The organism is Rhizobium sp. FG113, from assembly GCF_057809895.1.
On the sequence record NZ_JBMDKV010000011.1, the window covers coordinates 18,654 to 40,437 of the forward strand.

The following is a 21,784-nucleotide window of genomic DNA, read 5'->3' on the forward strand; positions in this document are numbered from 1 at the left end:
TTGCGGAAGACGGCAAAAGGCGCCCGGGATCATACCCCGGGCGTCTTCAGTTCTGGACTTCCAAGACAGCAAAAGACGCCCGGATCGCTCCGAGCGTCTTTTTCAGTTCTTCAGCTTCACCGCTTAGCGGCGCAGCAACGCCATCCGCTCTTCGTCCTCGTCGCGCTGGCGTCCGCCGATTGCGGCGGCGACACTGGCGATGAAGGCGCCGACGAACAGCGACAGCGCGCCAAACAGGGCAACCGCCGAAGCCGTCTTGCGGGCGTTATCCGCAGCCTCCTTGGCAGCAAGCTTGGCGTCGTCGATGCGCTTCATGACGGCATCGACGCGTGCCTTGGCATCGGTCGCGGAAAGGCCGGTGCGGGCCGCAACCACCTGCTCGACAAAGGCCTGGTCATCGGCCGAAAGCTTGCCGTCGACAATGCCGTTCACCAGCACGCGCGTCACCTGGGCATTGACCGCCTCATCACTCTGGTTGCCCGCTGCCGGCGCCGTATTGGCCGGGCGCAGCAAGGCGTCGGTGAAATAGGCGGGGGAGAAACCGCTCGTGCCATCGCTGGCGCTGACGGCGGCTCCAGCACCCGCGGCGCCGACGGCACCCACCGCTGTTGCGGTGGCCTGCGTACCGGTGCTGATCACCGATGACAGCGCCGATCCCAGCAATCCGGCGACGACCACGGTCGCCAGCGCCCAGGAGAGGAAGCCATGCGCGGTATCGCGGAAGAAAACCTCGTAGGTGTGGACGCCGACCCATTTGGTCCGCAAACGGCCGGTCAGATAGCCGCCGAGTGCGGCCGAAACCCATTGAACGACGATCAGCCAGATCGCGGCAGTCGCGCCGATCGTCGTCAGCGAGGCGTTATCATGCGACCAGGGCGATACCATGGTCAGGCCAAGGCCGGAGCCGATGAGGATGAAGATCAGCGAGATCGCCGTGGCGGCCAGCGTGCCGGCGATGATCGGCCCCCAGCTGACGGCGGGAGCCGATGATTCCAATGGTGCGTCGGTCACCACGGTTGAGGAGGTAAAGGACATCGCCAACCCCCTAGTGCCAGAACAGCAGGATGATCAGGATCAGCGGGATCGGAACGCCCAGAAACCACAGCAAGATACCTCTACCCATCATAACCTCCCGTCAGCACGGCTGACTTATCGTTTGCTCGAAACCGCGTCATGCGCGGGTCCTCACAAAACCGTCAACGGCGCTGATTGTTCCTAACGCGATGAGAGATTTGCGGTTTCTCTTCGCGGGCAGGGAGGTCCGGCAGCTTCTCTGGCTTAGAAGTCCTGATAGTCCTTCACATCCACCCGCGTCACGCGTCCCTCTTCGTTGAAGGTGATCGTTTCCTCCCCCTCGCGCACCAGCGGCTTGCCGGTCTTGCTGTGGGTGGCGCGCACCGACCATACGGCGCGCCCGGCATAGGGGCTGACGCGCTCCACCAGCGTGTTGAAGGCGGTCTGGTCGGGGTAGTCGTCGAAATATTTGCGGAACGCCGCCATGATCTCGTCGCGGCCCGCAAGACTGCCGACGCCGTTCGAGACATAGGTTGCGTCCTCGGCGAAATAGTCTTCGATCATCTGGTAGTCGAGCCTGTTGATCGCGTCGTGAAACAGGGTGATTTCCTTGACTGGATCGAATGCCATGGTCAGACCCTCACGCCGCGTTCTGCAAGATCGGCGCGCAGCTGCTCGGCACCGGTGAAGAGCACCGCGTCCCAGCCCGCCTTCTTGGCGCCTTCGATGTTCGGCGCCGAATCGTCGATGAAGATTGTCGCCGCCGGATTGAGGCCGAAGCTCTCTGTGTGTGCTTCGTAGATCGCGATGTCTGGCTTGATCAGGCCGATATCGCCCGAAACGGTAACGCCGCGCGGCTTAGTGAGGAAGGGGAAGCGCACCTGTGCTTCGCGGAACGTGTCGGAGGCGAAGTTCGTCAGCATCGTCACGTCGCGTCCCTCAGCGATCAGCCCTTCCATGATGGCGACGCTGTCGTCGTAGGAATGCGATACCATCTCGTGCCAGTGCTTGCGGAAGGCGCGGATATGCTCTTCGCGATCGGGATGCATCTCGATCAAAAGCGCCTCGGCATCCGCCCATGTGCGACCGCGATCCTGTTCGACGTTCCAGTCGTGGGTGCAGACATTGTCGAAGAACCACTGCCGCTCGGTGGCATCCGGAATGATGCGGCTGAAGGGAATGTTCGGATCGTAATGGATAAGAACTTTTCCGATATCGAAAACGATATGATCAATAGGCATTTATCCGTCCTTGGACTGTTGAAACGCGCGTGGAATAGCCGCTGTGATCGCTTTTTTCATGACTGTGGGCAATGCCTGCGCGTCAAGATTTGTAACCGGCTCCCACCATCCGTCATCCCCTTCGATCCTGGCGGGGATCGCCACGCGCCAGATCGAAAGCCTGAGCTCGAAATGGGTGAACACATGGGTGACGGTGCCCGATGGCTGCCAGTCGGCCGCGAACGGAGCCGCGTCCGCCGAGGTCTCGCCGTCGATCCGCGCCGTCCAGCCGGTCGTCGGCACCTCGGTCATGCCGCCGAGCAAGCCGCTCTCGATCCGGCGCCGCAACAGCACCTCGCCATCATCAGTCACCGCCACGAAGGCGGCGCCGACGCGAACGGGCTTCGCTTTCTTTGCGGCCTTGACCGGGAAATGTTCGGGATCGTGAAGCGCCAAGGCCTCGCACGATCCGTTGAAGGGACAGAGCGCGCAGGCGGGCCGCTTCGGCGTACAGATCGTGGCGCCGAGATCCATCATCGCCTGCGCGAAATCACCCGGCCGGTCCGCCGGCGTCAGCAGCGCCACCTTCTGCTTCATCAACGGCTTGGCTGCAGGCAGCGGCGTCGAGATCGCATAGAGCCGCGAGATCACCCGCTCGATATTGCCGTCCATCACGGAAGCCTGCCGGTTGAACGCGATCGCCGCCACCGCCGCTGCCGTATAATCGCCGATCCCCGGCAGCGCCTTCAGCCCTTCCTCGGTATCCGGAAACACGCCGCCATGTTCGTACGCCACCGCCTCGGCACATTTCTTCAGGTTGCGGGCCCGCGCGTAATAGCCAAGCCCCGCCCATGCCGCCATCACGTCCTCGCTGGGTGCGGCGGCGAGATCATCAACCGTCGGCCAGCGCGCGAGGAATTTCAGGAAATAGGCTTTGACGACTGGAACCGTCGTCTGCTGCAGCATGACCTCGGAGAGCCACACATGATAGGGATCGGCCTTGATCCCGCGCTTGGCCATCGGCGGCGAAACGCGCCAGGGCAGGTCGCGGTGATGGCGATCGTACCAGTCGAGCAGGGGCTTTGCTAAGGGCGCGGTGGTGGTCTTTAAGGTCATCATTTGCCGTGCGGAGGGGAAGTGCCCTATACTTGGCGAAGCATTGCCGCCCGATCAAGGCGGCGGCGCCCGATAGCGGCGGCATCCAAAGGTTTCCATGAGTTATCCACGCAAAGGTGAAAAACAGATCTCCGAACTGGCCAACGGCCTGATCGACCCCGTGCTTGCCAAGCGCGCCGGCATCAACACCGCGCTGCTCGGCTCCTGGGACGAGATTGCCGGCGAGGATTTCGCCGATTGCACCCGCCCGGAAAAGATCGCCTGGGCGCGCGGCGGCGATGACGGCAGCTTCCGCCCCGGCGTTTTGACCATCGCCTGCGAGGGCGCCCGCGCCTTGTTCCTCACGCATGCGCAGGGCGAGCTCATCCAGCGTATCAACAGCTTCTTCGGCTTCTCCGCCGTCCACCAGATCCGCATCGTCCAGAAGCCGGTCTCTCAAGCCTTCAAACGCTCCCGCACCCCGCCGCCGCTGAAAGGCGAGGCTGCCCGCCGGCTGGAGGGGATGATGGAGGGTATCGACAATGAGAAGCTGCGCGAGGCGGTGAAGCGTCTGGGCACGGCGGTGCTGGGGAAGAAGGGACGGTAGACATTTTACGGCTGCAAACGTGGCGAGGAGATAAAAATGTCAAACAAGCGGTCATTTGGCGCAACAGGCGAGACTACGCCTCTTTCGGATGAGGTGATGCGTAGAAAAATTCGCGAAGCAATCGACGACCCAAGACCTGATGTCGATGCCGACGTTGTTTTCGATCGCATCGAGCGTCGCCATGCTGAGCGCATGAGACGCGAAGGCAAGGACTAAACGCCGCCTTCCGCGCCAAATAAAATCAATAGTTGCTTGCCACTCCCGCCCCTTCGTCCCATCAAGGTCACAATTGTTTGAAGAAACTCGTTCATGCGTGCCTTGTTAGCGGCGATCAGCCGTTATATCGCACTTCCAGCCGCTACTCTCATTTATGAGGAAATTATGCAGATGTCCGAAATGCAACTGACCAAGCGCCAGCTCCTGGGCGGCGTAGCTGCCGCGACCGCCGGACTGGCGGTCTTCAGCAGCGCCAATGCGGCTGTGGAAATTCCGAAGTCCGACGGCGATGTCGATATGGAAGCCGTGCTGAAGCCGGGCGCTCTGCCGGAAATGGCGCTGGGCAAGGAAGACGCCAAGGTCACCATCGTCGAATACATGTCGATGACCTGCCCGCACTGCGCGCACTTCCACACCACCACCTTCGACGAGATCAAGAAGAAGTATGTCGACACCGGCAAGGCTCGCTTCATCATCCGCGAATTCCCCTTCGACCCGCGCGCTGCCGCAGCCTTCATGCTGGCCCGCTGCAATCCGTCCAAGCCGGAAGATCTGAGCACGCCGGAGCAGTATTTCCCGATGGTCTCGATGCTCTTCAAGCAGCAGCAGACCTGGGCCGCCGCCGAAGATGGCCGCGCCGCACTCCTCCAGATGTCCAAACTCGCTGGATTTAGTGAGGAAAGCTTCACGAAGTGCTTGACGAACCAGAAGCTGCTGGATGAAGTGAACGCGACGCGGGAACGGGGTTCCAAGGATTTCGGCGTCAACGCCACTCCGACTTTCCTCATCAACGGGAAGCGCTACTCTGGAGACATGTCGGTTGACATCATGTCGGCCCTTATCGACAGCCTGCTTTAAGCTGAGCCGTTCCTATAAGACGGGCGACGGCGGAAGCCGTGCGCCCGTTTTTTCGTTGGGCCAGCGCCCGGCTGAGGCGACCGCATGAAGTTCAACAAGCTCCGCCTCGTCGGCTTCAAATCCTTCGTCGAACCCGCCGAATTCGTCATCGAGCGCGGTCTGACCGGTGTCGTCGGGCCGAATGGCTGCGGCAAGTCCAATCTTGTCGAGGCCCTTCGCTGGGTGATGGGCGAGAACTCGTACAAGAACATGCGCGCGTCGGGCATGGACGACGTGATCTTTTCCGGTTCCGGCAATCGGCCCGCCCGCAACACCGCAGAGGTCGCACTCTACCTCGACAACGCCGACCGCACCGCACCTGCCGGCTTCAACGATAGCGACGAGATCCAGGTCACCCGCCGCATCGAGCGAGAGCAGGGCTCGGTCTACCGTATCAACGGCAAGGAAAGCCGCGCCAAGGACGTCCAGCTGCTCTTCGCCGACGCCTCCACCGGCGCCCGCTCGCCGTCGATGGTCGGGCAGGGGCGTATCGGCGAGCTGATCTCGGCCAAGCCGCAGGCCCGTCGCCAGTTGCTGGAAGAAGCCGCCGGCATTTCCGGCCTGCATTCGCGCCGTCACGAGGCGGAACTGCGCCTGCGCGCCGCCGAAAGCAATCTCGAACGTCTCGACGACGTGACATCGCAGCTCGAAAGTCAGATCGAGAGCCTGAAGCGCCAGGCCCGTCAGGCCAATCGTTTCAAGTCGCTTTCCGCCGATATCCGCGCCCGCGAGGCGATGCTCCTGCATATCCGCTGGGTTCAGGCCAAAGAAGCGGAAGCCGAGGCCGACAGCGCGCTCAACCAGGCCACCTCCATCGTCGCCGAAAAGGCGCAGATGCAGATGGAGGCCGCCAAGTCGCAAGGCATATCGAGCCTCAAGCTTCCTGAACTGCGCGAGGGCGAGGCCCGCGCGGCGGCTGCCCTGCAGCGCCTGCAGATCGCCAAGACCCAGCTGGAAGAAGACGCCAACCGCATCCTGCGCCGCCGCGATGAGCTCACCCGCCGCCTGGCGCAGCTCTCGGAGGATATCAGGCGCGAGGAACGGCTCGTCGCCGACAACGCCGAAATCCTGCAGCGTCTCGATGCCGAGGAAGCGGAGATCAGCGAGATCCTCGCCGATTCCGGCCGTTACGCGGAAGAGACCCGCGAGGCCTTCGAGGAGGCCGCCGCCAAGCTTGCCGATAGCGAGCGCATCTTCGCCGGCCTGACATCGGAACGCGCCGAGGCCGCCGCCGGCCGCAACCAGCTCGAACGCGCGATTCGTGATCTCTCCGATCGCAAGATGCGGCTCGAGCGCCAGATGGACGAGGCCAATCGCGAGCTGTCAGGCATCGGCGAGCGCATCGCGACGCTGCCCGATCCCGACGAGAAGCGCATGGTGGTCGAAGCGGGCGAAAGCGCTGTCGCCGAGGCCGAAGCCGCCATCCAGGCGGTCGAGCAGGCGCTGGCCGCCGCCCGCCAGACGGAGGCGATGTCGCGCGCGCCTGTCGATCAGGCCCGCGCCCAGCTGAACGCCATCGAGACCGAAGCGCGCACCATTTCGCGCATGCTGGCATCCGGCGCCACGGCCGGCGAATTCGCACCTGTCGCTGATGAGCTCAAGGTCGACCGCGGCTTCGAGACCGCCGTAGGTGCTGCCCTCGGCGACGATCTCGAATCCCCGCTCGACCCGAAGGCGCCCGCCCACTGGTCGGAAAACGGCGATGGCGCGGCCGATCCGGCGCTGCCGTCAGGCGTCACGCCGCTGATCACGCATGTCCGAGCGCCGGCAGCCCTTGCCCGCCGCCTCAAGCAGATCGGTCTCGTCTCCGACGCCGATGCGCCCGCTCTCATGGCGAGCCTCAAGCCCGGCCAGCGCCTCGTCACCCGCGATGGCGCCGTCTACCGTTGGGATGGCCACGTCACCGGCGCCGATGCGCCGAGTGCCGCAGCACTCCGTCTCGCCCAGAAGAACCGTCTGTCCGAGCTCGAGAGCGAAGCATCGATCGCCCGCGACGTGTTGACCGAGGCAGAAGAGCAGCTGGCGATCGCGGCCGAAGCCATCTCGGGCGAGGAACATCGCCTGACCGACGCCCGCGATACCGCGCGCATGGCCGCACGCCAACTGGCGGAAGCTCGTGAGGCGCTGGCTGCTGCCGAGCGTGCCTCCGGCGATCTCATCCGCCGCCGCGATGTCATTGCCGAAGCCGTCAGCCAGCTTCAGAGCCAGCTTGAAGACATCGCCATCCAGGAAGAAAATGCCCGCATCGAGCTCGACGACGCACCGGATCTCTCCGCACTCGACGAACGCCTGCGGCTGCAGCAGGCCGATGTGGCGACCGATCGCGGCGCCCTTGCCGAGGCCCGCGCCCGCCACGAGAGCCTCAACCGCGAAAACGACGCCCGCCAGCGCCGCATCATCGCGATCGGCCAGGAGCGCGAGACCTGGCGCCAGCGCGCGGCAAGCGCCGAGGACCACATCGCGACGCTGCGCGACCGTGAGGAGGAGGCCCGCGAGGAAGCCGCCGATCTCGAAATGGCGCCCGACGAATTCGACGACAAGCGCCGTGGCCTGCTGAACGAGCTGCAGAAGGCTGACGACGCACGCCGTGCTGCCGCCGATCTTCTGGCCGAAGCCGAGCTGATGCAGCGCGATGTCGATCACAAGGCGGCGATTGCGCTATCCGAACTTGCCGAAAGCCGCGAACGCCGCGGCCGCGCCGAAGAGCGCCTGGTCTCGGCCCGCGAAAAGCGCGTGGAGACAGAAGCCCGCATCCGCGAGGCGTTGAACGTCGCGCCGCACGAAGCCTTCCGGCTCGCCGGTCTCGATGTCATGCAGGCAATGCCTGATCTGCGCGAGGTCGAGCGCGAGCTGGAGCGGCTGAAGATGGAGCGTGAGCGGCTGGGCGCCGTCAACCTACGCGCCGAGGAAGAACAGAAGGAACTGAGCGACCGGCTGGCGGCGCTGATCAAGGAGCGCGACGACGTCATCGACGCGATACGCAAGCTGCGCGGCGCCATCCAGAGCCTGAACCGCGAAGGCCGCGAGCGCCTGATCGCCGCCTTCGACGTCGTCAATACCCAGTTCCAGCGCCTCTTCACCCACCTGTTCGGCGGCGGCACGGCCGAGCTGCAGCTGATCGAATCCGACGATCCGCTGGAAGCAGGCCTCGAAATCCTCGCCCGCCCACCGGGCAAGAAGCCACAGACCATGACGCTGCTCTCGGGTGGTGAGCAGGCGCTGACGGCGATGGCGCTGATCTTCGCGGTGTTTCTCACCAACCCGGCGCCGATCTGCGTGCTCGACGAAGTGGACGCGCCGCTCGACGATCACAATGTCGAACGCTACTGCAACCTGATGGACGAGATGGCGGCTTCCACCGAGACGCGATTTGTCATCATCACCCACAACCCGATCACCATGGCCCGCATGAACCGCCTGTTCGGCGTGACGATGGCGGAACAGGGCGTGTCGCAGCTGGTCTCCGTCGACCTGCAAACCGCCGAGCAATTGCGCGAGATCGCCTGAGGTCAAGGCGAAACACCCAAAAAAAGTCAGCCCTGAATGGGCTTCTCACCCAATAAGGTGATGCCTTTTTACCCATCTTGCATTAGAAGAAACTGTATGTGCGGTCCGCAGGGATCGCGCCAGCGGTTTTGCGTACAGATTGCCGTGCGCATGTGTTGAGGCTTCCTCCACGTTGTATCGGCATGCTGAACCCCCCGTCCGGTTTTCCTGGCCGGACGGAAATAAGGCTTTGCGGGACTTTGTTGCGGTCCCGCAAAGCTTTATTACTCTTCCTGAAAATTCAAACGGCTTGAATACGCGGATGTTGTGCACTGCAACATTTTGGCCGTATTTGTGCGATTTTCATTTTAACACCAAGGGATTAAGCTGATCCCGATTTTGGTGTTGGGGAGAGCATGACCAAGTGGGTCTATACATTCGGTAACGGCGCGGCGGAGGGGCGAGCGCTCGACCATGAGATGCTGGGCGGCAAGGGGGCCAATCTCGCCGAGATGTGCAGCCTCGGCCTGCCCGTTCCCCCCGGCTTGACCATCACAGCCGACGCCTGTTCCGCCTATTATCGCGATGGTCGCCGCATATCGGAAGAGGTGCGCGCGCAGGTTCTGTCGGGCATCGCAAGCATCGAGGCCGTCACCGGCCGCCGCTTCGGCGCGGGCGCCAGCCCGTTGCTCCTGTCGGTTCGCTCCGGCGCGCGCGTGTCGATGCCGGGCATGATGGACACGGTGCTCAACCTCGGGCTCAACGACGAGACCGTTCAGGCGCTCGGCCACGATGCCGGCGACGCGCGCTTCGCCTGGGATAGCTACCGCCGCTTCATCCAGATGTACGCCGATGTCGTCATGGGCCTCGACAACGAGGTCTTCGAGGAAATCCTGGAAGACGAGAAGGCCCGCCATGGCTACGAATACGATACCGAGATGACCGCGAGCGAGTGGCAACACGTCGTTCATCTCTACAAGGCAGTGCTGGAAGAGGAACTCGGCGAGGAGTTCCCGCAGGATCCGCAGGTGCAGCTCTGGGGCGCTGTCGGTGCGGTGTTTTCGAGCTGGATGAGTGCCCGCGCCGTCACCTATCGCCATCTCCACAATATTCCCGAAGGCTGGGGCACCGCCGTCAATATCCAGGCCATGGTCTTCGGCAACCTCGGCAATTCGTCGGCCACCGGTGTCGCCTTCACCCGCAATCCGTCGACCGGCGAAAAGTCGCTCTACGGCGAGTTTCTGGTCAATGCCCAGGGCGAGGACGTCGTCGCCGGCATCCGCACGCCGCAGAGCATCACCGAGGAAGCCCGCATCTCTTCCGGCTCCGACCGGCCGTCGATGGAAAAGCTGATGCCGGAGGCTTTTAGGGAGTTCGTGGCAATCTGCGACCGTCTCGAGGCGCATTATCTCGACATGCAGGATATCGAGTTCACCATAGAGCGCGGCACGCTGTGGATTCTGCAGACGCGGTCAGGCAAGCGCTCGACCCGCGCAGCAATGAAGATCGCCGTCGATATGGTGGATGAGAAGATGATTACCGAGGAGCAGGCGGTGCTGCGCATCGAGCCGTCCTCACTCGACCAGCTGCTTCATCCGACCATCGACCCCCGCGTTGCGCGCGAAGTGATCGGCACCGGCCTTCCGGCGTCGCCGGGCGCTGCATCCGGCGAGATCGTCTTCACTGCCGAGGAAGCGGTCATGGCGGAAGAGGAGGGGCGCAAGGTCATTCTTCTGCGCGTCGAGACCAGCCCCGAGGACATCCACGGGATGCATGCGGCCGAAGGCATTCTCACGACCCGTGGTGGCATGACCAGCCATGCGGCCGTCGTTGCGCGCGGCATGGGCATCCCCTGCGTCGTCGGCGCCGGCACCATGCGCATCGATCTGCGCAACGAGCGGCTGATCGGCATGGGCGTGACGCTGAAGAAGGGCGACATCATCACCATCGACGGATCGGCCGGGCAGGTGCTGAAGGGCGAGGTGCCGATGGTGCAGCCAGCGCTCTCCGGCGATTTCGGCCGCATCATGGAATGGGCTGACCGCGTCCGCCGCATGACGGTGCGCACCAACGCCGATACGCCGGCCGACGCGCGGGCCGCGCGCTCCTTCGGCGCCGAGGGCATCGGCCTTTGCCGCACCGAGCACATGTTCTTCGAAGGCGAGCGCATCCATGTCATGCGCGAGATGATTTTGGCGGAAGACGAGGCGGGGCGCCGCGCGGCGCTCGACAGGCTGCTCCCCATGCAGCGCGAGGATTTCGAGAGCCTCTTCAACGTCATGCACGGCCTGCCAGTGACGATCAGATTGCTCGATCCGCCATTGCACGAATTCCTGCCGAAGACCGACGAGGAAATCGCCGATGTCGCAGCCGCCATGAACATGGATGCGACAGCGCTTCGCCAGCGCGTCGATGCTCTGCACGAGTTCAACCCGATGCTCGGCCATCGCGGCTGCCGTCTGGCGATCTCCTATCCCGAGATCGTCGAGATGCAGGCACGCGCCATTTTCGAGGCCGCCGTCCATGCGGCGCGCGAGACGGGTGCCGCAGTCGTGCCCGAGATCATGGTGCCGCTCGTCGGCCTGCGCTCCGAGCTCGATTACGTCAAGGATCGAATCGATGCCATCGCCCGCGACGTGATGACGGAAGCCGATATGCAGATCGACTATCTCGTCGGCACGATGATCGAGCTGCCGCGCGCGGCACTGCGCGCCCACATCATCGCCGAAGCCGCGGAATTCTTCTCCTTCGGCACCAACGATTTGACGCAGACCACCTTCGGCATTTCGCGCGACGACGCTTCGGCCTTCATCCCGACCTACCAGCGCAAGGGCATCATCGAGCATGATCCCTTCATCTCGCTGGATTTCGATGGTGTCGGTGAACTCATTCGCATCGCTACCGAGCGCGGCAGGCGAACCCGCGCCGACATGAAGCTCGGCATCTGCGGCGAACACGGCGGCGACCCTGCCTCGATCCATTTCTGCGAGGGCATCGGCCTCGACTACGTCTCCTGCTCGCCCTTCCGCGTGCCGATCGCTAGATTGGCGGCGGCGCAGGCAGCGATCAAGGAGAGGTCGCTTTAAAGCTCACCAGCGGTAGTAGGGGCCGCCGTAATAGGGGCCGCCCATGCGCCACGACATATCAGACATCACGTAAGCGCTGTCGGCCCGCGCCTGCGCCTGTCGATTGAGGTCAATGCGCTGCAGGCAGGTGGCGAAGCCTTCGGTACCGCGCTTGAAGCCATAGCTCATGCATTGCCGCTCATCGGCCGCGCGCCGTTCTTCCGGCGTCATCGTCTGGCAGGCCGAAAGGCCGATCGCAATGGCGGCGATGGTGAGCGTCAGCGGGAGAATACGCATCTTTTTATCTTCAACGGATTGATCTTGCTGAAATAGCAGACGCCAAGCCTGACTAACCGTCAACTAAAAACTCCGTTAACCGCAAAAGTTGTCATGCAGCTCCAGCTGGATCGCCGATCGGCAGCAGCGCCGGATCGAGCGTCGGGTCGTTCGGGTTCTTGCTGTCGCCCGGGTCCTGGGCCGGCGTCAGCGGCGGCTTTTCCTGCACGCGGTCGGGAATGCCGGGTGTCGGCGTCGGGCCGCGCGGGGTCTCAGGCGTGGGGACGGGGATCGGGTCGCGATTGGGCATGATTGTCTCCTTTCAAGGGAAAACGATGCCCCCAAGCTTTGGTTCCGACTTTCGCCCGGATGAGAACCGCTATAAGAAGACGCCTCACGGAAATGGAAGCGACTGATGGCACTGCGTGATCGATTCTCGAAAAAGCTGACCTGCCCGCAATGCGGCAATAGCGGTTTTGCCGAAGCCTCCGAGACGGACGATCCGAAGCGCAAGCATCCCGGCTTCAACATCGACCAGCTGCCGCGCGGGCTTTTCGTCCAGCGCCAGACCAATTTTCAGGAAACCAGTGTGATCAAATGCGAATGCGGCCGCAAGTTCGCCTTCCGCACGCTGGCCGAAGCCGCATCCGGCCGCGATTGAACGAGACTAGAACCGCTCAAGCACCTCGATAAAGGCATCGGCGAACTGCGCGATATGGGCGGTCTCGGGCGCCGGGCTCTCCATGCGGATATCGGTGCCGTTCTGATCGAGTACCGCAAGCACGATCCGCATGTCGGTGGAAGCGGACGGGATGCGCAGCACCGCGATCCGCTTGCAATCGTCGATCAGCCCTTCTGCCGGGAGATCGAACAGGAATTCGCCGCCGCTCTTTCCCGCCGCCGTGCGCACCGCATCGCAGAAGTCGCTGTCGCCATCATAGCTTTCGAGCGAAAGCTCTAGCTCCAGAAGCTCCATCGGCAGAAGCGGATCGCTCGCATCGGCCCCTGATAGCGTCGGCATGGGGCTTTCCACTGCAAGCTCGGATGCGATCATTGCTTTTCTCCTGTTCGTCCGTGACCGATGAACATGCTGCAACTGCGGGAAATCAACTCAATATCAGAAAATGCTCACGTAATCCATGCCCGCTTTGGTGGTCTAAAACGTGGGTTCATCGTGGATTGGACACGCTCGCGTAAGACAACAGTTTCAATTTAGGCGAATCTTGCACTAAACAAGTGCTTGGGCGATTTGCGTGTTCATGCGGGACGCGCCGCTTGCGACTAACCGGTAAGTTTGATGGCAATCCGTTTCGACCGCCCCATTTCCACTGCCGCCCGCTTTTCCAGGCGGTTCGCGGCCTTTGCGCTGGTCTTGTGCCTGGCGGCGCTGATCGGTCACCGCTTCGCCGGCCTCGCCACGCCCTATCTCGTTCTCATCCTCATCGTCGCCACCGGCTTCAGCATCCTGGCCGCCGTGCTCGCCGCAGCCGGCCTGCGCAGCCTGTGGCTGACGGGCGCCGAGGGCGGGCATGATGCGCTGAAGGCGCTGATCTTCGCGGCATTGCCGCTGGTGATCGGCGGGCTGGCGGTGGAGCGCTATCTCAGCATGCCGGTCATCTATGACGTCTCCACCGATCCCGTCTCGGTGCCGGATTGGCTGAAGACCCCAAGCGCCGACCAGATCTGGCTGAAGCGGATTCCGGTGACGCCTGAGGATCGCGAAAAGCAGCTCGAAGCCTATCCGGAACTGACAGGCCGTCGCTACGACGGCGCCATCGACCGCGTGCTGGAAGCCGTCAAGAAGGTCGCCAAGCTGAACGGCATCCGCATCACGCGCGCCGAAGGCGACAGCGTGCCGACCCGCGATCCGGAAGACAAACCGGCCGCCAAGCCCCAGACCCAGTCCCAAGCCCAGAACCAAGCCGCCGACAACACCGCCGTGCCCGACGAGGCCCCCGATGTCGTGCCCGTCCCGACGCCGCGTCCCTATGACGACGACGTCGCCCAGCTGATCCGCCGCGCCAATGGCGTGACGTTGCAGGGCGAGACGCGCACGCTGGTTCTCGGCCTGCGCTTCGACGTCATCATCCGGCTGCGCGAGGAAGCCGAGACGACCTTCGTCGACGTCCGCGTCGCCTCCCGCTACGGCCCCTCCGACCTCGGCTTCAGTGCCGACATCGCGGAGGATTACCTGAAGGCGCTGGACGCCGAACTGCTCGGCATCGCCGGCAGCTGATCGAGTCGTCTGCCTCGACCTATTTCCCGGCCATCCGATACGACCCCAAAAGCGCCGGCGGGCCATCGGTCTCGATTTCGCCGCGCTCGATCAGATCCTCGATATGCGCCAGCACGGAAAGCGCGGCCGCGCCGTGCAGCCGCGGATCGGTGTCGCGGTAGATCACCTTCACCATGTCGGGGATATTGGTATCGCCGGCCCTGATCCGCCCCAGCACCGCGCGCTCGCGCATCCGCCTGTGCGTCTTCAGCGCGCGCATGAAGGAGATCGGCTTGCGCACCGGGCCGCCATGGCCGGGCAGGAGCAGCCGGTCGCGCCTTGCGATCAGCTTGTCGAGCGAAGTCATGTAATCGGCCATCGAGCCATCCGGCGGCGCGACGATCGAGGTCGCCCAGGCCATGACGTGATCGGCCGAAAACAGGATGCCGGTGTCTTCAAGCGCGAACGCCATGTGATTGGCCGCGTGCCCCGGCGTATGCACGCCCGTCAGTCGCCAGCCATCGCCCTCGATTGCTTCGCCGTCGGCAAGCGCGATATCGGGACGAAACGCCATGTCGGAGCTCTCGGCGAAGGGATTGGTCTCCCCCGCATGCAGCGGCCGCGCCGCGCGATGCGGCCCTTCGGCGACGACGGTGGCCCCCGTCGCCTCCTTGAGCCGGCGCGAGAGCGGCGAGTGGTCGCGATGCGTGTGGGAGACGAGGATATGCGTGACCTCGCGCCCCTTAAGCGCTGCCATCAGCGCCGAAAAATGCGCGTCGTCCTCAGGGCCGGGATCGATCACCGCAACCGAGCGGTCGCCGACGATATAGCTGTTGGTGCCGTGAAACGTGAACGCGCTCGGATTGTTGACCGTGATCCGCTGGACGCCGGGTGCTACCGGCACGGCCTGGCCGTAGGCGGGCTCGAAGGCGCGATTGAAGTCTGGATTGGCCATGTCGTTCCTGCGGTCGTATCCTGTAACGACCTACTTGTACTCGATCTCGATGAAGGACATCGGCCTGTCGCCGGCATTGACGACATTGTGTTCGGTGCCCGCATCGCGCCGATAGGCGGCACCCGCCGCGATATCCACCCGCCGGCTATCGCCATTCTCCTCGATCAGGAACTGGCAGTCCGTCATCGGCACCACGACATAGCCCATCCCATGCGTATGCACGCCGGTATCGGCGCCGGGCTCGAAGTCCCAACGGGTGATCCTGACGACAGCATCGTCGAGGAGAAGCGTGGCAAGGGCAGGCGGGCGGGCACGATACTGGCTCATTGTCACTCCGAAGCGGTATGGTCTGAGAAGAGACCTAGCATGCCGCCGGAAAGAGCGCACAGAAAAGAGTACGCAGAAAAGACCGCACAGAAATATGCTCGTCCCGAAACTTAATGATTGTGACGGTCACGGACCTTTGCTAATCAGGCGACGCAATTGGCAAGCATTTCTCGCTGCCAGTCTCTGGTGGGGCGTCGCCAAGCGGTAAGGCACCGGTTTTTGGTACCGGCATTCCCAGGTTCGAATCCTGGCGCCCCAGCCATTCATTTCAGCCATCTTGTACTTTTACTATCGGAAAGCACCGGCAGTTTTTTTCGGGATTTGCTTTCTGATAAAGGGGATCGGACCTAAGTATTCTGGTCGGTATATCGCTGCTCGACTCGTTGGGATTTGATCCGAGATTTAACTCGAATCAGGATGCGCTTCTGGAAATTGGGCGCGATGTTCAGTTTGAGCGAAATGTTCGATAGGATATGCCAGTAAAGCTCGCGATCAAATACGGTTTATTCTGGGGATTCTGCCAATATCGCTTTAATTCATGCTTTTGAATGCGGTAATGTCTCGTTGGAATACTCAAAGGAGATTGCAGACGTGCCGTCGATAATGAAGCGAGACTGCGTGCGATGTGGGACAGTTGGAGTTCAACTTTCGGCAATCGGATATTCACATATTGGGGAAGGCAGGTGGGAGGCAGCGTTCTCCTGCAATCAGTGTCTGCAAATAAACGTTTATCGCGTCCAAAGTGCTTTCAATCTCACCCAGAATAACTTCAACCTTGATCTTACCGGAGGTGTCGATGCAGAAGAAGAGGCTGTCCTAAACGTTGTGAATGCCCCTGAGCTAGATGAGGCAATCCCCGCAAATATTGCCTCTATTTTCAAACAGGGAGCGACGTGCCGCCGCCTTCAGATGGCGGACGCAGCTGGCGCAATGTTTAGGAAGACGATAGACGTCGCAACTAAAGCTGTATTTGAGACCGATCCCCGCTTAGCTGAGAAGCGGCCAGCGGAGGCGTTGCGTGTCAGGATCAAAGCACTTGGCCAGTTCAAAGTGCTTGAAGAAGATATTGTTGAATTAGCTGACGTGGTTGCCGTTGATGGCAATGATGCAGTCCACGAAGTTGATCCTTACACAGCAGAGGAAGCTGAAGCTCTTGAGGATCTAACACTCGACCTACTCGACAGAATGTTCGTCAAACCTGCTCGTATCGCAGCTGTGAGAGCTAAGCAGATTTTGGCCGGACAGAGGAAAGTGTAAGCCGCGGTCCATCGATCTCAGAATCTTCACGACTAACATTGCTTGGTCTGCTTTCGTTCTATAGTTGAGCGCCGATCCCCAAAACAAAAAAAAGGCGGAACCTGCGTCCCGCCTTTCGTGTCTCTCGCTTTTGCTGCGCCTTACTGCGCGGCCGGCTGGGCAGGCGCCAGGAATTCGGCGCAGTAGGATGGGCCGCCGTTGAGGCCGGGCAGGTCGCCGGATACCTTGATGCTGCGGATCGTGTAGTCCGAGCTGGTGGTGATCACGGCCTTGCAGCGCAGATACTGCTTGCGGGCGGGAGAGATCTGCTTGCCGCGCTTGCCCTCAGTACCATCGGCGTATTTCGCCGGAATGGTCACGGTCTTGTAGCCGCCCTGCCAGGTGTAGACATTGCCACCGCCATTGTCGGCGTCGGTCTGCGGCGGGCCGAAGGCTGCGAAGAACTTGCCGGCGGACTGGCCGACCCAGCGGCTGGAGATCGGATCGGCGGCCGTTGGGATGGTCGTGCAGCCGGCCAGAGCGATGGCCAGCGCTGCGGCTGCGAAAGTGCGGAGTTTCATGGTGTCGTCCCTGGATTTGTCGCGCATTCGGCGGCGGGAATCACTGCCCCTGCAGCGTTTCAGCCTGTCCTGACAGCGCTTTAGCGCGGAACCCGGCAAAAGAAAATCAGCTCTTTTTCGCGATTGCAAAATTTGCGGCAGGTGTGGCTTTTTGCTCGCGCGCAAGCCTGGGCGCGCTTCCCGCCGCCGCCGTCATAAAAATGCAACCCGCTTTGGATTTTGGTGCTTGCGCAAGCCGTTGGGCCGGTCTATAGAGGCGCCGCTGGTCACGGAGTGTAGCGCAGTCTGGTAGCGCACCACGTTCGGGACGTGGGGGTCGGAGGTTCGAATCCTCTCACTCCGACCAGCCGATAACGCCTTATCCCGAAAGGCTTTTTAGCTTCATCTAATTGTTCTTTGTAGCCTCTGTATTGAGGCTCTCTGACAGAAACTCTGACAGAAACTCCGTTTCTGTCCTTTCTGTCAGAGTTAGGAGAAACCCCTCTAAAAAGGGTTGGGATCATCTTGGGGGCCCTCCGCTCCTCTGCCAGGTCTTCTTCTATTCGTGCGCAAACGTATTCGGCCAAGGCATGCGGCGTGAGCCTGTCCAGCTTTTCTCCGTCTATGTGGATCAGCAGTCCGTTCGGAATGTGCTTTGGGAAGACGTAGGCTCCATCTCCGCAGACGTGCGTCCGAAGCTTGTAGGAGTGCAGACTGGCCCGAAGGCCATTCAGCTTGAACTCGAAATCGCTCATGTAAAACTCCCTGAGCGCCATGATCAGCGCCGAGGGGATATTTTGATCCGGATATTCGAGCCGCAAATTTCGCCGGTAGGTCCTACCCGATCTCGAAAACGTCGGCCGCATCCCGCAACCCCTTGTACGAGGCATGCCTGAGCTTCCCATCATGCGTCCAAGCCCGGTACTCGATTTCAGCGAAGAGGCGAGGGCGTACCCAAACCACATCCTTGCGTCGACCGTTGTAATTTACCTCCGGCTTCTTCGTCACCAGCTTGTCGAGTTGCTCGCGCAGCTTCCATACCGCCGCCTCTTTGAAACCCGTGCCAACCGATCCGACGTAGACCAAGTTGCCATCCTTGCGCGCCGCCAGGAGCAACGCACCGATCCCACCTCGAGCGGACAACGAATGCTCGTAGCCAACGACAGCGAACGTATCGCTCTGAACGCATTTGACCTTGACCCACTCGCCTCCTCGACCGGATCGATACGGGCTCTCGCGATCTTTGCCGATGATCCCCTCGAGTCCATGTTCGCACGCCGCCGCGAGGAGTGCAGCGCCGTCCGCTTCGACCTCCTCCGACAAGCGGATCGCCCCCTCGGTCCCGTTTGGAATGATACCCTCGAGCAAGTGACGTCGGACCGATAACTCCGTGCCGATGAGGGTGTGGCCGTCGAAATAGAGGAGGTCGAATGCCATCAAGATCGAGGCGTCTGACGTTTTCCTTCCGCCGCGCCCACCCAAGGACTGCTGGAGAGCACCGAAATCTGATCGCCCCTGTTCGTCGAGGACGACCGCCTCGCCATCCAGGATAGCCATAGCCACGCCGAGATTTCGGGCGGCCTCGGCGATGGCAGGAAAACGGTCGGTCCAGTCGTGGCCGCCGCGGGTCAAGATGCGCACGTGGCCGTGATCCAAGTGGACGGCGATCCTGTATCCATCCCATTTCACCTCATACGCCCAGTTGCCACCTACGGGTGGCTTGGCCTTGAGCAGTGCGAGACAGGGTTCGATGCGATCCGGCATAGGATCGAACGGCAGGGACGGCTGCGCGGGGTCGCGGCGTCGCCGAGGTTTCCCTTTCAGGTAAGTTTCCTCGGAATGAAGCAGAGGTTTACTGGGGCGCTTTACCATAGATGGTAAGTATCAATGGTAAAGTTTAAGCCGAGGTTGCTGGGCCAGATTGAATGTTATGTGGTGTTGGTGCAAACCTACGTTGCGTTCGAGGGGATCATTATGGCGAACATCGGAAAAGTACAGAAAGCGTCGGCAGCGGTCGCGTTGACTATCATTGCCGCCTTAGTCGTGCTGATCGGCGTCGTCAGCGTGAAGGAATTCTTCGATCGGCGGGAGCGCTCTGGAGAAGTCGCGCAGCGTGTCGCCGAGATCGATCGGATCGAGGCGTCGCCGGATGCTCCGGCAACCAAGAGCCGAAAGATCATCGAGATCGCATATTCGGGATGGGACGTCGCAGACGCGGTCGACGCCAGGCACCCCGACCACCTGACACTCAACCGCGTCGGGGAGCACGTAAGGGCCGGCTACCAGATCACCGAGCCTCTTTCCCCGGCTGCCTTCGACAAGGCGGCCGAGGCGACTTGTCTGATCAGGGTCAAACAGGTCAATGAAGGCAGCCCGTCGTTCGTCGATGACAATCTTGCCGCCTACCACGCCGCGAGGAGTGATTTTGAAGCGTGGCGACCGTACATCGCGAACTACGACAATTCGTGGGAGAGATGTGCATATCGGTTTCGCGTCATGCAGTCTCGCTACGAGAAGAAGATGGAGAAGGCTAAGACGGTCACCATGCACGATATCGGCGAGAAATTTGGTAGGGCATCGTCCGATTTGAACAACTGGTGGAAGGAAACGACAAAGCCGGTCACCGATGCCGTGGACGAGTTCAAGGCCGGATACAACTCGAGCAGATAATCAATTCTCCAGCCCAGACGCTACTTCACGTCGTCAGGAATGACGGTCCACTTTCCCCACTGCCTCGGGATCATTCTTCTGATCATGCGTTGATCCGGGTCTTTCAGTTCGGCCTGCGAAAAACTTCTGCGTGCCGGTCGCCGGGACAGCGCGACAACCTCACGCAGATTCTGGCTGATCTCTTTGTGAAGACTTGGATTTTTTGGCATCGGCGGTTTTGGGGCAGTTGAATGACCGCACTCTCTCCACAAACGTGTAGTGAGATACTTGTCGTCATCAGGTGGTGTAGACGCCAACCTAAACATGCCTGCCTTGCGATGTTCCTCTGGCAGCGCGGAGAAATGTTCGTCCAGCCTAATGAGGTCTTCCTTTATTTCGGAACCCGTCACTATCTTCTGATCTTCCCGAAGGAAAAGTGGCACAATGCGACGGTGGAGCCTGTCCTCTGAAATAAACAGCTTGGTAAATGGAAGGTAGTAAAGGTAGGCGACGTCGGTGCGATTGCTCGGCCTGTCAGGCGAGATGATCTTTTTCGTCATCAGCAGCTTGAAGAAGATGTCGATCGTCAGACAGTACGTAAAATATGGCGCATATTCGGGCAAAGCCGGGTGCCCGGCAGCCTTCCATCTTGCCTCCACGGCTCTCCACATAGACGGATCAAGGCCGAGGAAATGATAGCCCAGCTTGAGGTTTAGGAAGTGCTGCCCACTTCGCGCAAGCACCGCGCGTGCGATCCTGAGCGCATCCTCATGGTTCTTCGGAGAGTCCTCGATAAGGAGTGTTTTCTTGGTCAAAGTTGCCAGCGCCGCGTTGTCCAAGCCTTTCAGGGCCTTTCTCCATACTACGGCGAATCTCCGCTCGACCTCGTGGAAGTTCTCGTCCTGCCAACGGTCGAAGGCTTTTGACTCCGGCGTTTGCTCGTTAACGACAGCTATCTTGCCTTTGTGCAGCACCGGTATGCCGCCTTCGATGACCGGCCGCCCGTCCATTTCGATATGACTGCCTAGCAGCTCGTTCAGGCACAAAGCGACGTGTGAGATATTGGGGTAAGAGTGCATCACGGGGGTCTTTTTCGCGACGTCAGCTACCACCTTTTCTCGGGTACGAGTTTTAGGACCGTCCTTCTCCAAGTCGGCAAGAACTTCGACGTAGAAGATGGGCGATATCACGGTCGAAAACATCAGGTCGAACAGGACAGCCTGATCTACGCTCAGCATTTCCAAGAACGACTTGTCGAAAAGTGTGAGCGGCCCCACGACACCCTCCATTTTCCACGGACACTAGCACCTTGACTCTTATCCAGAGAGGGAACAAAAAAGGAACGCTATGAAGCATCCACGAGGAATTGATCTCCAGAAAGGCCGCGGCTCACCGATATATGTCGGTGAGCTTGAAGATGTCGCGAGGGATTTGCGGCAAATGATGGAGTGGGAGTGCGTCGGTGGTCGATGCGTCAAGTGCGAGCGCGAGGCGTGGCTAGATCGGTGGGACCTTCAGCGGGGTCGGTCGAGCATAGTGCTTGCCGAGGTCGCCAAGCGTTTGCGATGCCGAGCATGTGGCAACACCGAGGGCAATCGCATTCTCCTCGGTCGCCTCCCTCGGGATTAGAACGCGAAATACACGATTGCCCCGAGGACCGAGCCGATCAGGACAACGCAGGCCGTTATTTGGCAGTACGACACCCAGTACGGAGGCATATCGGCCAGCCGCTCGCGCTCGATTTCTTCCAGTTTTTTGCGTATCTCGCTCGGCGCTTGGCCGACTTGATTCCGCGCCTGGTGAGCCGCCCAAGGGTCCGGCGGGTCCCAAAAATTCCTCCAGTCATGAATGAACCTCGGATGTTTCATGGCGTACACCTTTCCCCCAGATAACGCGCGCGATCTACATGGGCTCCGTTAATAAGTCGATCGCTATATTTTCGTGGACGGCTTGCCGGAAGGAATCG

The 21,784-nt window shown here is 61.3% G+C and carries 22 protein-coding genes and 2 tRNA genes; 11 read left to right on the forward strand and 13 right to left on the reverse strand.

What is annotated here, in order from left to right; translation table 11 throughout:
• Positions 1-123 precede the first annotated feature (123 nt).
• The 4 genes from ACODTZ_RS22325 to mutY all read right to left on the reverse strand — a co-directional run bounded on the left by ACODTZ_RS22325 (position 124) and on the right by mutY (position 3,353).
• Complete coding sequence (locus ACODTZ_RS22325) at positions 124-1,041, reverse strand: hypothetical protein (protein ID WP_489028128.1); 918 nt, start codon at positions 1,039-1,041, stop codon at positions 124-126.
• A gap of 237 nt (positions 1,042-1,278) precedes the next feature.
• Positions 1,279-1,644, reverse strand: a complete 366-nt coding sequence (locus ACODTZ_RS22330; RefSeq protein ID WP_489028130.1) for a nuclear transport factor 2 family protein — start codon at positions 1,642-1,644, stop codon at positions 1,279-1,281.
• A 2-nt stretch (positions 1,645-1,646) separates the two neighbouring features.
• Positions 1,647-2,255 (reverse strand): HAD family hydrolase, encoded by a 609-nt coding sequence (locus tag ACODTZ_RS22335; protein WP_489028132.1) that lies wholly within the window; start codon positions 2,253-2,255, stop codon positions 1,647-1,649.
• The gene (gene mutY, locus ACODTZ_RS22340) at positions 2,256-3,353 is read right to left on the reverse strand and encodes an A/G-specific adenine glycosylase (RefSeq protein ID WP_489028134.1); all 1,098 of its coding nucleotides are present in this window, start codon (positions 3,351-3,353) and stop codon (positions 2,256-2,258) included. It lies immediately after the preceding gene.
• Between the two features lie 94 nt (positions 3,354-3,447).
• Here mutY and ACODTZ_RS22345 point away from each other — a divergent pair, with 94 nt between their 5' ends.
• From ACODTZ_RS22345 to ppdK, 5 genes are all read left to right on the forward strand, one after another.
• Positions 3,448-3,936 carry a DUF721 domain-containing protein gene (locus ACODTZ_RS22345; protein ID WP_111564363.1) on the forward strand — a complete coding sequence of 163 codons (489 nt, stop codon included), beginning with the start codon at positions 3,448-3,450 and terminating at the stop codon, positions 3,934-3,936.
• 36 nt (positions 3,937-3,972) lie between these two features.
• Positions 3,973-4,152, forward strand: a complete 180-nt coding sequence (locus tag ACODTZ_RS22350; RefSeq protein WP_489028136.1) for a hypothetical protein — start codon at positions 3,973-3,975, stop codon at positions 4,150-4,152.
• Between the two features lie 165 nt (positions 4,153-4,317).
• Positions 4,318-5,010 carry a DsbA family protein gene (locus tag ACODTZ_RS22355; RefSeq protein ID WP_489028138.1) on the forward strand — a complete coding sequence of 231 codons (693 nt, stop codon included), beginning with the start codon at positions 4,318-4,320 and terminating at the stop codon, positions 5,008-5,010.
• A gap of 84 nt (positions 5,011-5,094) precedes the next feature.
• Complete coding sequence (gene smc / locus ACODTZ_RS22360) at positions 5,095-8,556, forward strand: chromosome segregation protein SMC (protein ID WP_489028140.1); 3,462 nt, start codon at positions 5,095-5,097, stop codon at positions 8,554-8,556.
• 395 nt (positions 8,557-8,951) lie between these two features.
• Positions 8,952-11,621: a pyruvate, phosphate dikinase gene (gene ppdK, locus ACODTZ_RS22365; protein ID WP_489028142.1), complete on the forward strand. Its 2,670-nt coding sequence runs from the start codon at positions 8,952-8,954 to the stop codon at positions 11,619-11,621.
• A gap of 3 nt (positions 11,622-11,624) precedes the next feature.
• On the opposite strand, the gene ACODTZ_RS22370 is transcribed toward ppdK, so the two are convergent.
• Together ACODTZ_RS22370 and ACODTZ_RS22375 are read right to left on the reverse strand one after the other, a co-directional pair.
• Positions 11,625-11,897: a hypothetical protein gene (locus ACODTZ_RS22370; protein ID WP_047507856.1), complete on the reverse strand. Its 273-nt coding sequence runs from the start codon at positions 11,895-11,897 to the stop codon at positions 11,625-11,627.
• A gap of 91 nt (positions 11,898-11,988) precedes the next feature.
• Positions 11,989-12,186 (reverse strand): hypothetical protein, encoded by a 198-nt coding sequence (locus tag ACODTZ_RS22375; RefSeq protein WP_018899035.1) that lies wholly within the window; start codon positions 12,184-12,186, stop codon positions 11,989-11,991.
• A 105-nt stretch (positions 12,187-12,291) separates the two neighbouring features.
• Between ACODTZ_RS22375 and ACODTZ_RS22380 the strand changes: the two genes are divergently transcribed.
• On the forward strand, positions 12,292-12,537 hold the full coding sequence (locus ACODTZ_RS22380; RefSeq protein WP_018899034.1) for a hypothetical protein: 246 nt from the start codon (positions 12,292-12,294) through the stop codon (positions 12,535-12,537).
• Between the two features lie 6 nt (positions 12,538-12,543).
• On the opposite strand, the gene ACODTZ_RS22385 is transcribed toward ACODTZ_RS22380, so the two are convergent.
• Positions 12,544-12,930 carry a hypothetical protein gene (locus tag ACODTZ_RS22385; RefSeq protein ID WP_018899033.1) on the reverse strand — a complete coding sequence of 129 codons (387 nt, stop codon included), beginning with the start codon at positions 12,928-12,930 and terminating at the stop codon, positions 12,544-12,546.
• A 243-nt stretch (positions 12,931-13,173) separates the two neighbouring features.
• Between ACODTZ_RS22385 and ACODTZ_RS22390 the strand changes: the two genes are divergently transcribed.
• The gene (locus ACODTZ_RS22390) at positions 13,174-14,112 is read left to right on the forward strand and encodes a DUF1499 domain-containing protein (RefSeq protein ID WP_489028145.1); all 939 of its coding nucleotides are present in this window, start codon (positions 13,174-13,176) and stop codon (positions 14,110-14,112) included.
• Between the two features lie 19 nt (positions 14,113-14,131).
• On the opposite strand, the gene ACODTZ_RS22395 is transcribed toward ACODTZ_RS22390, so the two are convergent.
• Positions 14,132-15,046 (reverse strand): MBL fold metallo-hydrolase, encoded by a 915-nt coding sequence (locus ACODTZ_RS22395; protein WP_489028147.1) that lies wholly within the window; start codon positions 15,044-15,046, stop codon positions 14,132-14,134.
• A 30-nt stretch (positions 15,047-15,076) separates the two neighbouring features.
• Positions 15,077-15,373, reverse strand: coding sequence for a cupin domain-containing protein (locus tag ACODTZ_RS22400; protein ID WP_489028149.1), 297 nt, complete (start codon positions 15,371-15,373; stop codon positions 15,077-15,079).
• 187 nt (positions 15,374-15,560) lie between these two features.
• Between ACODTZ_RS22400 and ACODTZ_RS22405 the strand changes: the two genes are divergently transcribed.
• Both ACODTZ_RS22405 and ACODTZ_RS22410 read left to right on the forward strand, forming a co-directional pair.
• A tRNA-Gln gene (locus ACODTZ_RS22405) sits at positions 15,561-15,635 on the forward strand.
• A 302-nt stretch (positions 15,636-15,937) separates the two neighbouring features.
• Positions 15,938-16,630 (forward strand): DUF4145 domain-containing protein, encoded by a 693-nt coding sequence (locus tag ACODTZ_RS22410; RefSeq protein ID WP_156144788.1) that lies wholly within the window; start codon positions 15,938-15,940, stop codon positions 16,628-16,630.
• A gap of 140 nt (positions 16,631-16,770) precedes the next feature.
• On the opposite strand, the gene ACODTZ_RS22415 is transcribed toward ACODTZ_RS22410, so the two are convergent.
• Positions 16,771-17,190, reverse strand: coding sequence for a hypothetical protein (locus tag ACODTZ_RS22415; RefSeq protein WP_111564467.1), 420 nt, complete (start codon positions 17,188-17,190; stop codon positions 16,771-16,773).
• Between the two features lie 269 nt (positions 17,191-17,459).
• Between ACODTZ_RS22415 and ACODTZ_RS22420 the strand changes: the two genes are divergently transcribed.
• Positions 17,460-17,536: transfer RNA gene (locus ACODTZ_RS22420), tRNA-Pro, on the forward strand.
• A gap of 470 nt (positions 17,537-18,006) precedes the next feature.
• Here the strand turns inward: ACODTZ_RS22420 and ligD are convergent.
• Complete coding sequence (ligD, locus tag ACODTZ_RS22425; protein ID WP_489028151.1) at positions 18,007-19,041, reverse strand: non-homologous end-joining DNA ligase; 1,035 nt, start codon at positions 19,039-19,041, stop codon at positions 18,007-18,009.
• Between the two features lie 15 nt (positions 19,042-19,056).
• Here ligD and ACODTZ_RS22430 point away from each other — a divergent pair, with 15 nt between their 5' ends.
• Complete coding sequence (locus ACODTZ_RS22430) at positions 19,057-19,839, forward strand: hypothetical protein (RefSeq protein ID WP_489028153.1); 783 nt, start codon at positions 19,057-19,059, stop codon at positions 19,837-19,839.
• A 20-nt stretch (positions 19,840-19,859) separates the two neighbouring features.
• Here ACODTZ_RS22430 and ACODTZ_RS22435 read toward each other — a convergent pair whose 3' ends face one another.
• Together ACODTZ_RS22435 and ACODTZ_RS22440 are read right to left on the reverse strand one after the other, a co-directional pair.
• Complete coding sequence (locus ACODTZ_RS22435; RefSeq protein WP_489028155.1) at positions 19,860-21,095, reverse strand: hypothetical protein; 1,236 nt, start codon at positions 21,093-21,095, stop codon at positions 19,860-19,862.
• Positions 21,096-21,443: 348 nt separating this feature from the next.
• Positions 21,444-21,686: a hypothetical protein gene (locus tag ACODTZ_RS22440; RefSeq protein WP_489028157.1), complete on the reverse strand. Its 243-nt coding sequence runs from the start codon at positions 21,684-21,686 to the stop codon at positions 21,444-21,446.
• Positions 21,687-21,784: the final 98 nt, after the last annotated feature.

Coding starts and splice junctions, on each gene's coding strand:
- smc (WP_489028140.1), top strand. CDS start 5,095: ATGAAGTTCAACAAGCTCCGCCTCGTCGGCTTCAAATCCTTCGTCGAA.
- ACODTZ_RS22400 (WP_489028149.1), bottom strand. CDS start 15,373: ATGAGCCAGTATCGTGCCCGCCCGCCTGCCCTTGCCACGCTTCTCCTC.
- ACODTZ_RS22375 (WP_018899035.1), bottom strand. CDS start 12,186: ATGCCCAATCGCGACCCGATCCCCGTCCCCACGCCTGAGACCCCGCGC.
- ACODTZ_RS22415 (WP_111564467.1), bottom strand. CDS start 17,190: ATGAAACTCCGCACTTTCGCAGCCGCAGCGCTGGCCATCGCTCTGGCC.
- ACODTZ_RS22330 (WP_489028130.1), bottom strand. CDS start 1,644: ATGGCATTCGATCCAGTCAAGGAAATCACCCTGTTTCACGACGCGATC.
- ACODTZ_RS22355 (WP_489028138.1), top strand. CDS start 4,318: ATGCAGATGTCCGAAATGCAACTGACCAAGCGCCAGCTCCTGGGCGGC.
- ACODTZ_RS22430 (WP_489028153.1), top strand. CDS start 19,057: ATGGTAAAGTTTAAGCCGAGGTTGCTGGGCCAGATTGAATGTTATGTG.
- ACODTZ_RS22350 (WP_489028136.1), top strand. CDS start 3,973: ATGTCAAACAAGCGGTCATTTGGCGCAACAGGCGAGACTACGCCTCTT.
- ACODTZ_RS22440 (WP_489028157.1), bottom strand. CDS start 21,686: ATGAAACATCCGAGGTTCATTCATGACTGGAGGAATTTTTGGGACCCG.
- ACODTZ_RS22385 (WP_018899033.1), bottom strand. CDS start 12,930: ATGATCGCATCCGAGCTTGCAGTGGAAAGCCCCATGCCGACGCTATCA.
- ACODTZ_RS22335 (WP_489028132.1), bottom strand. CDS start 2,255: ATGCCTATTGATCATATCGTTTTCGATATCGGAAAAGTTCTTATCCAT.
- ACODTZ_RS22345 (WP_111564363.1), top strand. CDS start 3,448: ATGAGTTATCCACGCAAAGGTGAAAAACAGATCTCCGAACTGGCCAAC.
- ACODTZ_RS22380 (WP_018899034.1), top strand. CDS start 12,292: ATGGCACTGCGTGATCGATTCTCGAAAAAGCTGACCTGCCCGCAATGC.
- ppdK (WP_489028142.1), top strand. CDS start 8,952: ATGACCAAGTGGGTCTATACATTCGGTAACGGCGCGGCGGAGGGGCGA.
- ligD (WP_489028151.1), bottom strand. CDS start 19,041: ATGGTAAAGCGCCCCAGTAAACCTCTGCTTCATTCCGAGGAAACTTAC.
- ACODTZ_RS22390 (WP_489028145.1), top strand. CDS start 13,174: ATGGCAATCCGTTTCGACCGCCCCATTTCCACTGCCGCCCGCTTTTCC.
- ACODTZ_RS22370 (WP_047507856.1), bottom strand. CDS start 11,897: ATGCGTATTCTCCCGCTGACGCTCACCATCGCCGCCATTGCGATCGGC.
- mutY (WP_489028134.1), bottom strand. CDS start 3,353: ATGATGACCTTAAAGACCACCACCGCGCCCTTAGCAAAGCCCCTGCTC.
- ACODTZ_RS22395 (WP_489028147.1), bottom strand. CDS start 15,046: ATGGCCAATCCAGACTTCAATCGCGCCTTCGAGCCCGCCTACGGCCAG.